Source organism: Streptosporangium sp. NPDC006007 (assembly GCF_040614315.1).
Classification (GTDB): Bacteria; Actinomycetota; Actinomycetes; order Streptosporangiales; family Streptosporangiaceae; genus Streptosporangium.
On the sequence record NZ_JBEXUG010000003.1, the window covers coordinates 296963 to 311292 of the forward strand.

The 14330-nt window shown below is 73.0% G+C and carries 14 protein-coding genes; 4 read left to right on the forward strand and 10 right to left on the reverse strand.

Going from position 1 to position 14330, the window contains the following annotated elements; genetic code table 11:
- Nucleotides 1-6 precede the first annotated feature (6 nt).
- The 6 genes from ABZ194_RS04270 to ABZ194_RS04295 form a co-directional block, all read right to left on the reverse strand.
- On the reverse strand, nt 7-768 hold the full coding sequence (locus ABZ194_RS04270) for a heme ABC transporter ATP-binding protein (RefSeq protein ID WP_355592130.1): 762 nt from the start codon (nt 766-768) through the stop codon (nt 7-9).
- Nucleotides 759-1871, reverse strand: a complete 1113-nt coding sequence (locus ABZ194_RS04275) for an iron ABC transporter permease (protein ID WP_355592132.1) — start codon at nt 1869-1871, stop codon at nt 759-761. Before ABZ194_RS04275 ends, ABZ194_RS04270 begins: the two co-directional genes overlap by 10 nt.
- Nucleotides 1868-2851 (reverse strand): ABC transporter substrate-binding protein, encoded by a 984-nt coding sequence (locus tag ABZ194_RS04280; protein WP_355592134.1) that lies wholly within the window; start codon nt 2849-2851, stop codon nt 1868-1870. The genes ABZ194_RS04275 and ABZ194_RS04280 overlap by 4 nt, the downstream gene beginning before the upstream one ends.
- A 470-nt stretch (nt 2852-3321) precedes the next feature.
- Nucleotides 3322-3945, reverse strand: coding sequence for a Uma2 family endonuclease (locus ABZ194_RS04285; protein ID WP_355592136.1), 624 nt, complete (start codon nt 3943-3945; stop codon nt 3322-3324).
- A gap of 421 nt (nt 3946-4366) precedes the next feature.
- Complete coding sequence (locus ABZ194_RS04290; protein WP_355592138.1) at nt 4367-5014, reverse strand: response regulator transcription factor; 648 nt, start codon at nt 5012-5014, stop codon at nt 4367-4369.
- Nucleotides 5011-6138, reverse strand: coding sequence for a sensor histidine kinase (locus tag ABZ194_RS04295; protein WP_355592140.1), 1128 nt, complete (start codon nt 6136-6138; stop codon nt 5011-5013). Before ABZ194_RS04295 ends, ABZ194_RS04290 begins: the two co-directional genes overlap by 4 nt.
- 160 nt (nt 6139-6298) lie before the next feature.
- Here ABZ194_RS04295 and ABZ194_RS04300 point away from each other — a divergent pair, with 160 nt between their 5' ends.
- Entirely contained in the window at nt 6299-8050 is a 1752-nt protein-coding gene (locus ABZ194_RS04300; protein WP_355592142.1) for a gamma-glutamyltransferase family protein, read from the forward strand.
- A 140-nt stretch (nt 8051-8190) separates the two neighbouring features.
- On the opposite strand, the gene ABZ194_RS04305 is transcribed toward ABZ194_RS04300, so the two are convergent.
- Entirely contained in the window at nt 8191-8355 is a 165-nt protein-coding gene (locus ABZ194_RS04305; RefSeq protein WP_355592144.1) for a hypothetical protein, read from the reverse strand.
- Between the two features lie 168 nt (nt 8356-8523).
- Between ABZ194_RS04305 and ABZ194_RS04310 the strand changes: the two genes are divergently transcribed.
- Together ABZ194_RS04310 and ABZ194_RS04315 are read left to right on the forward strand one after the other, a co-directional pair.
- Complete coding sequence (locus ABZ194_RS04310; protein WP_355592146.1) at nt 8524-9276, forward strand: SURF1 family protein; 753 nt, start codon at nt 8524-8526, stop codon at nt 9274-9276.
- 45 nt (nt 9277-9321) lie between these two features.
- A complete protein-coding gene (locus ABZ194_RS04315) occupies nt 9322-9633 on the forward strand; it encodes a DUF3817 domain-containing protein (RefSeq protein ID WP_355592148.1) in 312 nt (103 codons plus the stop codon).
- A gap of 215 nt (nt 9634-9848) precedes the next feature.
- On the opposite strand, the gene ABZ194_RS04320 is transcribed toward ABZ194_RS04315, so the two are convergent.
- From ABZ194_RS04320 to ABZ194_RS04330, 3 genes are all read right to left on the reverse strand, one after another.
- A complete protein-coding gene (locus ABZ194_RS04320; RefSeq protein ID WP_355592150.1) occupies nt 9849-10040 on the reverse strand; it encodes a hypothetical protein in 192 nt (63 codons plus the stop codon).
- Between the two features lie 167 nt (nt 10041-10207).
- Nucleotides 10208-11782 (reverse strand): protein kinase, encoded by a 1575-nt coding sequence (locus ABZ194_RS04325; RefSeq protein WP_355592152.1) that lies wholly within the window; start codon nt 11780-11782, stop codon nt 10208-10210.
- On the reverse strand, nt 11775-14054 hold the full coding sequence (locus ABZ194_RS04330) for a hypothetical protein (RefSeq protein WP_355592154.1): 2280 nt from the start codon (nt 14052-14054) through the stop codon (nt 11775-11777). Before ABZ194_RS04330 ends, ABZ194_RS04325 begins: the two co-directional genes overlap by 8 nt.
- A 149-nt stretch (nt 14055-14203) precedes the next feature.
- Between ABZ194_RS04330 and ABZ194_RS04335 the strand changes: the two genes are divergently transcribed.
- A partial coding sequence (locus ABZ194_RS04335; protein WP_355592194.1) for a helix-turn-helix domain-containing protein occupies nt 14204-14330 on the forward strand: 127 nt, incomplete at its 3' end.

Here is a 14330-nt window from a genome sequence, read left to right on the forward strand (position 1 = left end):
GGCCGGTCAGCGGGTGCGGCGGGGGGAGACCAGCAGGCCGGGACCGTCGCGGTGGACGTCGACGGCGCAGCCGTACACCTCGCTCAGCACGCCGGAGGTGAAGACCTCGGCGGGGGAGCCGTGGGCGACGACGGCGCCGGAGCGCATGACGACCACACGGCCGGCGTAGGCGGCGGCCAGGTTGAGGTCGTGCAGGACGACCACGACGGCGTCCCCGGCCTCGGCGCGGTCCCGCGCGACCCGCATGACCTGCTCCTGGTGCCTGATGTCCAGGGCGGCCGTCGGCTCGTCCAGCAGGAGTACCGGCGCCCGCTGGACCAGCACCCGGGCCAGGGAGACGCGGGCCTGCTCCCCGCCCGACAGGGTCGGATAGGCGCGGTCGGCCAGATGCGCGACGTCCGTCACCGCCATGGCCCCGTCGAGGAGCTCCCGCTCCCGGTGGCGGGGGAGGCGGGAGCCGTACAGGCCCATCGCGACCACCTCGGCCACCGTGAACGGGAAGGCCACGGTGACCCGCTGCGGGAGCACCGCGCGCAGCCGCGCCAGCCCGGCGGGCCGCAGCGAGCCCAGCGGATGCCCGGCCAGGGTGACCGAACCCGACGACGGGGCGGCGTCCCCGGCCAGCACCGACAGCAGCGACGACTTGCCCGCGCCGTTCGGCCCGACGATCGCGACCAGCTCGCCGGGTGCCACCCGCAGCGACACGTCGGCGAGCAGTCGTACGGGGCCCGCCGAGAGGGAAACCGAGGAAACGTCGATCACGCCCATCCTCCTTGCCGGGATCGGGTACGGCGGAGCAGCCACAGGAAGAACGGGCCGCCGAGCAGGGCGGTGAGCACGCCGATCGGCAGTTCGGCGGGGACGGCGACCGTCCGGGCGACCAGGTCGGCGGCCAGCAGCACGAAGGCTCCGGTCAGGGCCGAGGCGGGCAGCAGCATCCGGTGCCCGGGGCCGGCGACCAGGCGGATCAGGTGGGGTACGACCAGGCCGACGAAGCCGATGACCCCGGCCGCCGCGACCGCCGCGCCGGTCAGCAGCGCGGCCAGCGTGATCACGCCGAGGCGGACCCGCTCGGTGTCCACCCCCAGGTGCCGGGCGCCGCGCTCGCCCAGCGCGAGCACGTCCAGAGCCCGCGCGAAGAAGGGGATCAGCGCCAGCCCCGCCAGGGTGAACGGAAGCACCCCGGCCACCACCGGCCAGGTCGCGCCGCCGATGCTGCCCAGGCTCCAGAAGGAGATCGAGCGCAGCTGGGCGTCGTCGGCGAGGAAGGTCAGCAGGCCGACGAGCGCCCCGGCGACGGCGTTGATCGCGATGCCGGTGAGGACCAGGGTGACGACCTCGGTCCTGCCGCCGGATCGGGAGAGCAGGTAGACGACGAAGGTGGCGATCAGCCCGCCGGCGAAGGCGGCCACGGTCACCGACCACTCGCCGAAGGCGCTGACGCCCAGCACGATCGTGCCGGCCGCGCCCACCGCCGCGCCGGAGGAGACGCCGATGACCCCGGGCTCGGCGAGCGGGTTGCCGAAGACGCCCTGCATGGCGGCTCCCGCCACACCGAGCGAGGCGCCGATCAGCATCGAGAGCGTCACGCGTGGGAAGCGGATCTGCCACAGCACGGCGTCGTGCGGGCCGGTGCCACCGAAGACGGCCCCGACGACCTCGTCGAACGGCACCGCAACCGCGCCGATCCCCGCCGACACGGTGCAGAGCGTGGCGAGCATCACCGCGAGAACGGGGATCAGCGCGGTCCTGAGCACCGCGCGGCCGGCCCGGGGAGCGGAAGCCCGCGCCGGTCTTTCCTCCCCGGTCCGGCCGCCGGAGTCCTCGAAACCGCCGGGGGCCGCCTCCGCCGCGGTCTTCGGGGTTCTCACCTGCTCTGGAAGGCCGTGACGAGCTTGTCGACGGCCTGGCCGGTGCGCGGGCCCATACCGAGCAGTTCCAGGTCGTCCAGTGAGACGATCCGCCTGTTCCTCCCGGCCGGGGTCTCGGCGACGCCGGGCAGCTTGAGCAGGCCGTCGACACCGCCGACCGACTCCAGGCCCATGGCCATCACCAGGATGTGGTCGGGGGCGGCCTTCACCATCGCCTCGGCGGTGATCGGCTTGTAGCCCCGGACCCCGGCGACGGTGCCCGCGTCCTCGGCCCCGGCCGCGGCGATCATCGCGTCCGCCCGGGTGCCGACGCCGCCGAGCTGGTGGGTCTTGGACTGGCCGCGCAGATAGAGGAAGGCGACCCTGGCCTTCTCCGTGCCGGTGACCCTGGCCCGTGCCGCGTCGATCTCGGCCTTCGTCCTGGCCGCCAGCTCGGCGCCCTTGTCCGCGACGCCGAGGGCCTTCCCCACGAGTTCGATCTTGCCGGGGACGTCGTCGACCCCTCCGGCCCCGGAGGGCACCGTGACGACCGGGATGCCCGCCCCCTTGAGCTGCTCGATCACCGGGGGCGGTCCCGCCTCCTCGGTGCCGATGAGCACGGTCGGCTTGAGCGACAGGACGCCCTCGGCGGCCAGCGACCGCTGGTAGCCGATCTGCGGCTTCCGCCGGGCCTCCGGCAGGCCCATCGCGGACAGGTCGACGCCCACGACCCGGTCGGCCAGGCCCAGGGCGAACACGATCTCGGCCACGTCGCCCGTCAGCGGGACGATCTTCGAGGCGTCCTTCACCTCGACGCTCGTCCCGTCCGCCGACCGAACGGTCACCGGGAGCCCCTGGGCCGCCCGCGCAGGGCTCCCCGACGGGCTCTGAACCGCCGGCGAGGTCCCCTCCAGGGCCTTCGCCGGGGGCTCGGCCGTACTTCCACAGCCCGCCATGACGAGTGTTCCCGCGGCCAACAGGGCGGCCAAACCGTGCTTCATCGTTCTGCCTCTCCACATGCGCCGAGCCCGGGGCCCGGGTGACGACCCCGCGCCGGCCCTGGTCACAGGGGTGAGCCCGGCCGTCTCGGTGCGGTGCCCGTCCGATGGTCGAGGCCGGATGGGCATGCCGGGCGACGGGCCGCCGAAGGTGTTATTTAGGTAAACCTAAGCTAAATTAGGTAAGGCACACCTAAACACGCTCTTATCGGACACGTCAAATGCGGCGGAGCGCTCGGGCGCCTCAGGGGAGGGGAGACACGCGAATGGCGGTGGAGAACGATCCAGGCCTTCGGAGAGGCCGTTCCGAGGCCCGTCGGGGAATCCGGCCGACGGCTCCGGCGCGGGAGGAGAACGGCTTCGGCCTGCGGAACGGGCCTGTGACGAGGAGAGGCGCCCCGTGCGAGCCGTCGATCGGCGGCGCACACCGAACGCCTGTCTTCGGGACGTCGGGGAGTCGCCCCGGCGGGACGTCAGGAGGTGCCCAGGCTCCGGGCGAAGACCGAGGTGTCCAAGGTGAAGCCGATCGGGTCGGGGATGTGCACCGGCGTGCCGACCGCGACGCGGGTGGAGGTCAGGTAGACCCCCTCCTTCGGGTCGCTGAGAACCGTTACGGTGGCGGGCGTGGCCACCGGATCGATGATGACCGTCACGGGGATCCCCCCAAGGGCGTAGACGGCCGGCTTCCTGTCCCGGTCGTCGGTGACGCTGCCGGGCGACACGATCTCGGCCACCATCAGCGGGCCGGAGGAGAGCGGCTCGCGCTCTCCCCGGCGGGGGCAGTCGGCCGGGGCCAGGACGAAGTCCGGCTCGACGGGGTCGCGCGGCCCGTCGATGCGGACGTCGACGTTGCCCGCATAGGCGCGCCAGCCGCGCTCCCTGACCAGCGGGTACAGCTCGTAAGAGAGAAGTGTCGCGGTCCAGCCATGCTCGGGGGTGCCTACCGGGCTCACTATCAGTCTCCCGTCGATGATCTCGGTACGGAGCCCGGGGAGCCGCGGGAGCGCGTCGAACAGCTCCCGTGCCGTCCCGGGCAGGTGGTGGGACGCGGTGTCGGGAGAGGGCCTCAGGCTGGCGGGGCGCCGTCGTGATGTCATCGAAACTCCTTGAGGCTGGAGACTCCGGGTTTTAGCCCTGGGGAGGAAAGCCGGTACGACGCCGCACGGGCTGGTAGCGTGTCCGGCGGTGGCGATAACCAAGCCGCCGGATGCGTGGCCGGTTGTATCCTCGCCGCCGGGCCGGTGGAGAGGTGAAACGCCTGTGGAGGGCTGGTAGGACCCGGCTCGCGAAAGCGGCGGGGCGCGGCCCGGTGAAACAGGAGCCCCACCCCGTGAGGGGTGGAATCCCCCGGCTTCAGTCGTGGGGAGGAAGTCAAAACCATGAGTGTGTCCCTTCGTGACCTTGTGAACACGTTAAGTGTCGTCGACGTGTCGTCCGGGGGTGGGGTTTCCGGTGGGAGACATCCCTCTGGGCGACCGCGGCGGACGGGGGTTCCGAGCCGGGGACCGGGAGGCGGGGCTAGAGCCAGCCGGGGCGGACCAGGCCGGACTCGTAGGCGATGACGACGAGCTGGGCGCGGTCGCGGGCGTGCAGCTTCATCATGGCGCGGCTGACGTGGGTCTTGGCGGTGGCCGGGCTCATGAAGAGCTTCCGGGCGATCTCGTCGTTGGTCATGCCCGTGCCGACCAGGGCCAGCACCTCGCGTTCGCGGTCGGTGAGCAGGCCGAGGTCCCGGGAGGGATGAGGGGCCTTGGCGCGGCTGGCGTACTCGGCGATCAGGCGGCGGGTCACGCCGGGGGAGAGCAGCGCGTCGCCGTCGGCGACGACGCGGACGGCCTGGATGAGCTCGGCGGGCTCGGTGTCCTTGACCAGGAAGCCGCTGGCGCCGTTGCGCAGGGCCTCGAAGACGTACTCGTCGAGCTCGAAGGTGGTCAGGATGATGATCTTCGGCCCCGGGGGCATCTCCCGGGTGGCGGTCAGGCCGTCCATGCCCGGCATTCTGATGTCCATCAGCACCACGTCCGGCCGGTACTCGGCGGCCAGCCGCAGGGCCTGGGCGCCGTCCGCGGCCTCGGCCACCACGCTCATCCCCGGCTGGGCGTCGAGCAGGGCACGGAACCCGGCCCTGACCAGGGCCTGGTCGTCGGCGAGAACAATCCTGATCACGCGGGCTCCTCCGGGATCGGCAGCCGTGCCTCGACTCGGAACCCTCTCTCGCGAGGCCCGGCGGTCAGCGTGCCCCCGAGGGCCGAGGCGCGCTCCCGCATGCCGGGGATGCCGTTTCCGCCGCCCAGGCTCTCGGTGGAGGCGGCTCCGCCGGAGTCGGTGACCCGGATCAGCAGCTCGCGGGCACCGTACTCCAGCAGGACGGTGACCGCGGCGCCCGGCGCGTGCCGGGTGACGTTGGTGAGCGCCTCCTGCACGATGCGGTATCCGGCCAGCTCAACCCCCGAGGGCAGCGTCCTCGCCTCTCCCGAGACCCGCCCGGTGACCGGCAGGCCGCTGCGCCGGATGAGTTCGCCGAGCCGGTCCAGCCCGGCGGCGGGGGAACGGGGAGCGCCGTCGCGGAGCACGCTGAGCACCGAGCGCATCTCCGTCAGCACATCCTTGGACGCCTGTTTGATCGTGGTGAGGGCGGTGCGCGCCTGCTCGGGGTGGTCGTCGATCAGGTGCAGCGCGGTGGAGGCCTGCACGTGGATGAGGGAGATGTTGTGCGCCAGCACGTCGTGCAGCTCCTGGGCCATGCTCAGCCGCTCCTCGCTGGCCTGCCGCCGGGCCTCCTCCCTCGCGACCCGACGGTGCTCCATCAGCCGTTCGTTCCTGGCGCGGGCGTACTCGCCCACGGCCAGCACCACGCCGATGAACGCCGCCACGGCGAGGTTGTGATACCAGGAGGGGATGGGCAGCCTGGTGAACCAGGTCGTGTAGACGGTGAAGAACGCGTACAGCAGGCCCGAGGCCAGCCAGGCGGCCCGCCGGTGACCGGTGGTGACGGCGCTGTGGATCGCGATGACCGGGCTGATGAAGACCGGGCCGTAGGAATATCCCAGGATAAGGAAGACACAGGTCACGACCATGGTCACGGCCATGGTGAGCACCGGGTGGCGGCGCCGTACGATCAGGGCGAGCGGGCCGATGAGAAGCAGCGCGTAACCGGCCGGGTCCAGCATGACGCGGGTCAGCTCGGCGCTGTGGACCTGGTTCCACTGCGCGCCCCTGGTGCCCACGACCTGGGCGACCGCCACGAGCAGCGGGAGCAGCGAGACGATCCACGGGGGTTTGGCGCGCACCTTCAGACTGTATGTCCACCTCGCGGGCCTGCGCGTCCGCCCGAGGCGGCAGCGGGGACTACACCGCCGGGGGTACGGAACCGGAGGTAAGGCGGGGCCGGGGTGGGGAAGGGGGCTGACAAGTCAGGTCGGCTGAGTCAAGCTGTCTGCGGGAGGCATCGTGATCACTCGCCGCTTGGTCGTGTCCGTCGCCGGGGTCCTGACCGGCGCCTCGGTCCTGTTCGTGCAGCCCGCCGCAGCGTCGCCGCCGCAGACGGCGGGGAGGGAACCGGTCGCCGAGGGGTACGGCGGGGCGGTCTCGACCGTCGACCCGGACGCCAGCCGCGCCGCGCTGGACGTGCTGCGACGGGGCGGTAACGCGATGGACGCCGCGGTCGCGGCGGCGGCCACGCTCGGAGTCACCGAGCCCTACTCGGCGGGGCTGGCCGGGGGCGGCTTCATCGTCTACTACGACGCGCGGCATCGGAGGGTCCACACCGTCGACGGCCGGGAGACCGCGCCCCGGGCGATGACCGCGACCTCCCTGGAGGGTGTCCCGTTCGACGACGCCGTCACCAGCGGGCTGTCGGCGGGGGTGCCGGGCAGCGTGGCGCAGTGGGAGCTGGCCCTGCGCCGGTTCGGCACGATCTCGCTCGGGCGGGCGCTCAGGCCCGCGATCGAGGTCGCCTCCCGGGGGTTCACGGTCGACCAGACCTTCCACGACCAGACCGCCGCCAACGCCGCCAGGTTCAAGGACTTCACCTCCACCGCCAGGCTCTACCTCCCCGGCGGCGCCCCGCCGCCGGTCGGCTCCGTCTTCCGCAACCCCGAGCTGGCCGAGACCTACCGGCAGCTCGGCAGTCGCGGCGGCTCCTGGCTGTATGGCGGGCGGCTCGGCTCGGAGATCGTGGCCACGGTCAAGAATCCGCCGGTCGTCCCCGGCTCCACCCGCACCGTACGGCCCGGCCTGATGGAGCTGTCCGACCTGACCGCCTACCGGGCGATCGAGCGGCCACCGACGAAGGTGACCTACCGGGGCATGGACGTGTACGGCATGGCGCCCCCGTCCTCGGGCGGTTCCACGGTCGGCGAGGCGCTCAACATCCTTGAGGCGCTGCCGAAGGTGGGCGCGCACGAGTATCTGGAGGCGTCCCGGCTGGCCTTCGCCGACCGGGGCAGGTATGTCGGCGACATCCCGGGCGTGCCGCTGAGGGAGCTGCTCTCCGACGGCTTCGCCAAGGAGCGCGCCTGCCTGGTCGGCGAGCGGGCGATCGCTCACCCGGCCGCGCCGGGCGACCCCGACGGGACCTACGGGCCGTGCCGGGCCGCCACCCCGTCGCAGGCCACTCCGACACCCGCGGAAGGCCCGGAGACCACCCACCTGGTCGTGACGGACCGGTCGGGGAACGTGGCCGCCTACAACATCACCATCGAGTCCACCGGCGGTAACGGCATCGTCGTCCCGGGCCGGGGTTTCCTGCTCAACAACGAGCTGACCGACTTCACCTTCGGTCCCGCCCCCGGCGACCCGAACCTGCCGGGCCCCGGCAAGCGGCCCCGCTCCTCGATGGCCCCGACGATCGTCCTGTCGGGCGGCCGGCCGCTGCTCGCGGTGGGGTCGCCGGGCGGTTCCACGATCATCACCACCGTGCTGCAGATTCTGGTCAACCGCTGGGACCTCGGCATGTCGCTGCCCGAGGCGCTGGCGGCTCCGCGGGCCACCCAGCGCAACACCGCCCAGACCCAGGCCGAACAGGGGTTCCTTGACCGTTACGGGGCGGAGCTCACGCTCAGGGGGCACAGTTTCACGCCGAACCCCGAGATCGGGGCGGCCACCGCGGTGGAGTTCCTCGGCGGGGGAAGGCTCCAGGCCGTCGCCGAGCCCACCAGGAGGGGAGGCGGCAGCGCGCTGGTGGTGAGCGGGCGCCGCTGAGGTCCCCCCCGCCCCCGTCCCCATGCCTCCCGCGCTCTCCGAGGTGAGAGCCGGCCGGTCGGTAGGAGAAGTGTCAGGACGGGAAGGACGTCGAGCGCGGCCACCGCCGACGTGGTCGGCCGCCCGCCGCCTGGGCGGCGCTAGAGGAGAAGGTAGCCGACCACGGCGGCCGCCACCACGACGACGAGCGCGATGGTCGGCACGACCAGCGATCGCTTCTGTGGTGCGGCCTCCGGCTCTTTCCCCTGAGCGAACGCGCGGAACTGCTGGGTGTTGCCCGCAGGGTCAATCTGAGGATCAGACATGAGACGACTTTAGCCACACGATCCACCACACCGATACTGATTCGTGGCACTTTCTGGGGGGGACGACGGGGAAGTGGAGTGCGGCGGACGGCGAGATAGGGTAAAGGGGAGTCGGCCAGGTCCGGTGCTGAGGACGGGACCGTGCCACCGGGCGGATAGCGTGGTGTCATGCTCCGGATCCTGTTCTCTCCCCGCGTGCTGGTGCTCCACCTGCTCGCGGTCGGAGCGCTTGTCGTGTGCGGGCTGCTCGGCCGCTGGCAGCTCGGCGTGTTCGAGGACTCCGGTAAGCCGCACACGACGCGGGATCCCGCTCCGGTGGCGGTCGCCACCCTCACCCGGCCCGGCAGCCACCTGACGGGCGACGCCGTCGGCCGCCGGGTGACCGCCGAGGGAACCTTCGACCCGTCCAGGCAGCTCCTGGTCGCCGAGAGGGACGGGGGCCTGTGGCTGCTCACCCCGTTTGACCTGGGCGACGGCACCCTGATCCCCGTCGTGCGGGGCTGGGTGCCCAGGGCCGACGATCCGGCGGTCGCCGTACCGCGGGGCGTGGTGACCGTGACCGGGCGGCTGCGGCCGTCGGAGCCCACCGACAGCGTGCCGCGCAGGGCCGCGCAACTGCCCCGGGGGCAGGTGCTGACCGTCTCGTCGGCCGAGCTGATCAACCTGTGGCGGGGCGCTAGGCTGCGCGACGGTTTCGTGGTGGCCACCGCGCAGTCTCCGGCCCCCGCCGTCGCGGCCACGCCGGTGACCGCGCTCCCACCGACCGAACCCGGCGGGCTCACCTGGCGTAACCTCGCCTACGCCGCCCAGTGGTGGATCTTCGGGCTTTTCGCGGTCTTCATGTGGTGGCATTTCGTGCGCGACATACTGCGCGGCCGTATGGCGGAGCGGGAGTCGGAGCCCGAGCCCGCCACGGCCTGAACGCGACATATCGGTGCAATGTCCGAACTCTGAGACCCGAGGTAGATGACCGTGGAATCCGCCCTCAAGCCCTTCCGTATCCTGGCGTACGTCGTCGGCGTGATGCTGCTCGTCCTGGTCACGTGCATCGTGCTCAGGTACGGCTTCGACATCGAGGGCCCGTCGAAGGTCGTCTCCCCGATCCACGGTTTTCTCTACATGCTGTACCTCGTGGCCACGATGAACCTGGGCATGAAGGCCCGCTGGGCCTGGCCGTACACCGTGGGCGTGATGCTCGCGGGCACCGTGCCGCTGCTGTCGTTCGTGTTCGAGCGCAAGGTCACCCGGCGCGTGGAGGCCGGGCTCGCGACCGCCTGACCCGCCGCGCGGACCGTCCCACCGGGCTCGCCGCGTGCCGGGCCGTCCCGCCGGGCCCCCTCCGGCGGGAGAACCCCTCGAAGCGGAGAGCTTCCCGGCCGGGGAGACCTCCGGAGAGGAGGGTCCTGTTCGGAATCGGGTGGAAGCCCGCCCCCGGGCGGGAGGCGCGATCCCCTCCGCGGTGCGGGCCCACCGGTCGGACCGCGGGCGCCGGCTCAGCGGCCGAGGCCGCGCTTGCGGGCGCGCTTGAGTCGTTCGCGCTGGGACGGGTCAAGCATCAGGTAGCCGACGGCCGGGGCGGCGACGACGCCCAGGACGATCAGCAGGGTCAGCCAGCTGGGCAGGATCAGCCATGACAGGAAAACGGCGATCCCCGCGCCGAGCGCGTACTTCTGAATGGGCGACATCCTCAACATCCTCCGAACGCGGAGCGAACGCCCCGCATGCTGTTCATTCTGCGTCGCCTGGTCAACGTCTGGCTCACCAGCGGGGTTCCATCCGAGATATATCGTGATTATCCGGCCGGTGTCCCGAGGGGCGTGGCCCGCTCGCCGGCGCTCCGGCCGGAGGCGGTTCAGTCACGGCGGTTCAGCTCCTCGACGATGAGCCGGGCCGAGCGCAGGGCCTGCCGGCGCAGGTCGGGGGTGGCGCGTTCGCCCTTCTCCGACAGACTGACCTCGATCAGCAGGTTGCTGATCCGGAACCGGATCACCACGTGGATCCGGCCGAGCACGACCACGTCGTAGGTGAACGCCTCGGCACCGACCCGGTCCCCGTCCCGTAGCGGGCCGACCGTCCCGATGAGGCCCGTCCCCGCGTCCGCCTTGATCTTGACGCGCTCGGCGGTGAAGAAACGATGAGCCGTGTCCGGCCCGGACCTGCCGGGGGTCGGGGCGTGCCGGCCGAGCGCCACGCGGAGCCCGCGCCCGCCCGGAGAGTCACTCCAGCCGCAGTACGCCTCCGCGTCCTTCCTCGCCACGTCCGCCGTCGGAGCGCCGGTCGGTCCCGCCGCGCGGACCTGGGCCCTGGTGAGCAGGGTGCACGGGTCGGGGGCGTCGGCGAACCTGCCGTAGGCGGAAGTGGAGGCGGAGACGGCGGGAGAGGGGGAGGCAGGGGGCGTCCCGGAGCCGCCCGTGGTCGGCAGGACCGCCACCGCCACCCCGGCCGCCACCGTGGCCAGCCCCGCCCCCACGACCCACCCGGTACGGCCGCGCCCGGACGGAGGCGCGTTCCGCGGCCCACCCCGCGGCCCGTTCCGCGGCGCGTCTGGCGGTGCGCTCCCCGGCGGAGTCCGCGGCGGCTCCCGCGAGGAGAGCGGGCCCGGCGGCGCCCCCCGGGCGATCCGGCGCAGGGCCGTACGGAGCACGGCCTCCCCGGGCCGCCGCCGGGGATCCTTGGCCAGCATGGCCAGCAGGACCGGGGCCAGGTCGCCCGCCAGGGAGGGGAACGGGGCCGGCTGGGTGAGCACCGCGCCCAGGGTGGCGATGGGGACATCACGCTGGAACGGGTTCTTCCCCTCCACCGCCGCGTAGAGGGTCGCGCCCAGGGACCACAGGTCGGCGGCCGGTCCGTCATCGGTGCCGTGCAGTCGCTCCGGGGCGATGTAGCCGGGAGAGCCGACCAGCGCGTCCGGAGAGGTGAGGGGGGCGTCGCCCTCCAGGGTGGCGATGCCGAAGTCGGTCAGCAGGACCCCGCCGTCCTCGGCGAGCATGATGTTGGCCGGTTTCACGTCACGGTGCATGATGCCCCGGCTGTGCGCGAGGCTCAGCGCGCCGAGCACGGCCAGGCCGATCGCGGCCACCCGGGCCGGCGGGAGCGGCCCGTCCCGGCGGATCAGCCGGTCCAGGGAGCACCCCCGGACGAGGTCCATCACGATCCAGGGGCGGCCGTCCTGGGCCACCACGTCGTGCACGGCCACGATGGACGGGTGGCTCAGCCGGGCGGCGGCCCGTGCCTCGCGGAGGGTACGCTCCCGCCGTTCCGCCCGCTCGGTCTCGGGCAGGTTCCAGCCGAGCCGTACCTCCTTGATCGCCACTTCCCGGTTGAGCAGCTCGTCCCTGGCGCGCCAGACCACACCCATGCCACCCTCGCCAAGCCGGTCGAGCGTGCGATAGCGGCCCGCGAGCACGGGCGGCGACGGATCAGCCACGTGTCCTCAGGGACTCGGTGATCCAGCGGGCGACCTTCAGCGCGTCCCGCGCGATCCTGCCGTCGGAGTCCTCCTTGACGCTGCCCCGCTCGTACTGAACCTCGGCGATCAGGTTGCTGACCCGGAGGACCACGGTCACCTTGTAGGACCCGCCGTAGATGTTGATCGGGCTGTAGACACCCGCGGTGAACGCCTCCTCACCCACCCCCTTCAGGTCCTGAGGGGGCACGGGCCGGGGTGTGGCGTACTTCGCGTTGTCGACGAAGTCCTTCCTCTTGCCGGACAGATACTCCCTGGCCCGTTTGATCTCGGAGCCGTCCCGCTTCTGGGCGACCAGCCGGACCCGGAGGTCGAACTTCTCGGAGTTGGGCGTCCGCCAGTCGTGCTGGTTGAGCCACTCGCATGTGGAGGGCTCGACCTCGGAGCTCTTGAACCCCGGCACGACCTCGTCGGCCTGCCGGTCGTCGAGCAGGCTGCAGGCCCGGGGCGCCGCGGCGAACCGGCCCTTGGCCCCGGCGGGTCCGGTGGCGGGAACGTTCTCTCCCGCGCCCTCGCCGGAGCCGCCGATCATCGGGGCGAGCAGTACGCCGACGGTGACGGCCATGGCGGCGAGCAGGCCACCGGTCAGCCCCACGATCGAGCGGGGCACCAGCACCCCGGTGGAGCGCCTGGCCGGCTCGGTCCGTCGCGCGGGTCCGGGGGGGCCGGTCGGGCCGGGGGGCATGGGTGCGCCGAAGGGCGGCGCGGAGTCGGGCGAGAAACCGGAAGAGTCGGGGAAGCCAGAGGAGTCGGGGAAACCGGGAGAGCCGGAGGGGTGAGGGAGATCGGGGGAGCCGGAGGAGTAGAGGAGGTCGGAGGAGTGGGGGAAGTCGGGGGAGCCGGGGAAGCCGCTTCCCGGCGGGGCCGGTGGGGGCTCCTGCGAGCCGGGGACGGCGGGGGCCGGTGGCGCGGCCCGCGGGGTGCTCCGCGGTGTGGACACCCGCTCGTGGAGGTCCCACGGGCCCTGGACGGGTGCCTCCGGCTGGAGGGGGCGCTGGACCGGCCCGGTCCTCTCCGAGGGGAACGGCGGGGCGGGGGCGGTCGAGGCCGGCCAGGGGGCGGACCCGGCCTGAGGAGGCGGCTCGGAAGGAAACGACGGAGGCGTGGATGCGGCCGATTCGGGATAGGCCGGTGTCGCGGGGGCCGGCGCCGGGTCGGTCGCCTCCGGGTGAAACGGCGGAGCGGGGAGAGGCGGTCCCGGACGATCAACGGGAGAAGGCGAGGGGGAGAGCGCGGGGGCGGTTCCGGGGTGAGGGGCGGTTCCGGGGTGAAAGGGCGAGGGCGCCGGTGTGGCCGTCCCGAAGGGGGCCGATGCGGGCGCCCCGGGGGGAGCGGGTCGGAAGGCGGGACCGGTTGCCTCCGACGGGAAGGGGACGGGACCGTTTGCCCCGGAGGGGAAGGGGATGGGACCGGTCGTCTCCGACGGGAGGGGGGCGGGCCCGTTTGCCCCGGAAGGGGAGGGCGCGGGACCGGTCGCCTCTGAGGGGAGGAGCGCGGGGGTGGCTGCCCCGGGGTGGAAAGGGGAGGGCGGGGGAGCGGTCGTCTCGGCGGGGAAGGGCGAGGGAGCGGGGGTGGTCGTCTCGGCGGGGAGGGGCGCCGGAGCCGGGATGATCGCGCCGGGGACGAAGGGCCCCACGGGGAACGGCGTGGAGGGCATCCGGCGGGACGGCGGCGGCAGCGCGTCCGCGGGGACCGGGGGCAGCGGGGTGTAGACGTCGCCCCGGCGCCGCGCGATGTCGAGCAGGGCCATGCGGAGCGCGCCGGGCTCGGGCCGCTGCCCCGGGTCGCCGGAGAGCAGGGCGAGCAGGACCGGGGTGATCGGGCCCGCCCTGTCGAGGAGGCCGCCCGGCGACGGGGGGCGGCCCTCGGCGGCCGTGCAGAGGGTCGCGCCGAGCGACCACAGGTCGGCCGCCGGGCCCGTCACCCCCTCTGGGGCGGTGAAGGCCGGGGACCGGAGGGTCGGCGGGGCGAGGACGATCCGGTCGTGCGGGCCGAGCAGCACCGAGCCGGGCCGTACGTCGCCGTGGAGCATCCCACGGTTGTGCACGGCCACGAGTTGGTCCAGTACGGCCAGCCCGAGAATGGCGACCTCGTGGGGTGCCATCGGCCCGAGCCGCCCGATCACCTGTTCCAGCGAAGCCTGCTCCAGCACCGCCGGGTTCGCCGCCTCGGCGGGGCCGGGCCCGGCAGCGGCGTGCCTGCCCTGCGGCCGGGGGACGTCTGGGTGCTTCATCAGATACCTCCAAAGAAACCCCCGCCTTTAGGCGGGGGAGGAATTGGACTCCTGTGGAGCAGGGCGGGGATAGGTGATTCGCCACCGGGCGGGCCGCCGTATCGAACACCCACACGATACTTAACTGGTCGTGCGGTAGAATGTGAGGCGTGGCGCAGATCGTGAAGCGGGCCTACAGGTACCGCTTCCACCCGACCCCCGAGCAGGCCTCCGAGCTTGCCCGGACGTTCGGCTGCGTGCGCCTCGTCTACAACAAGGCCCTGGAGATGCGCACCC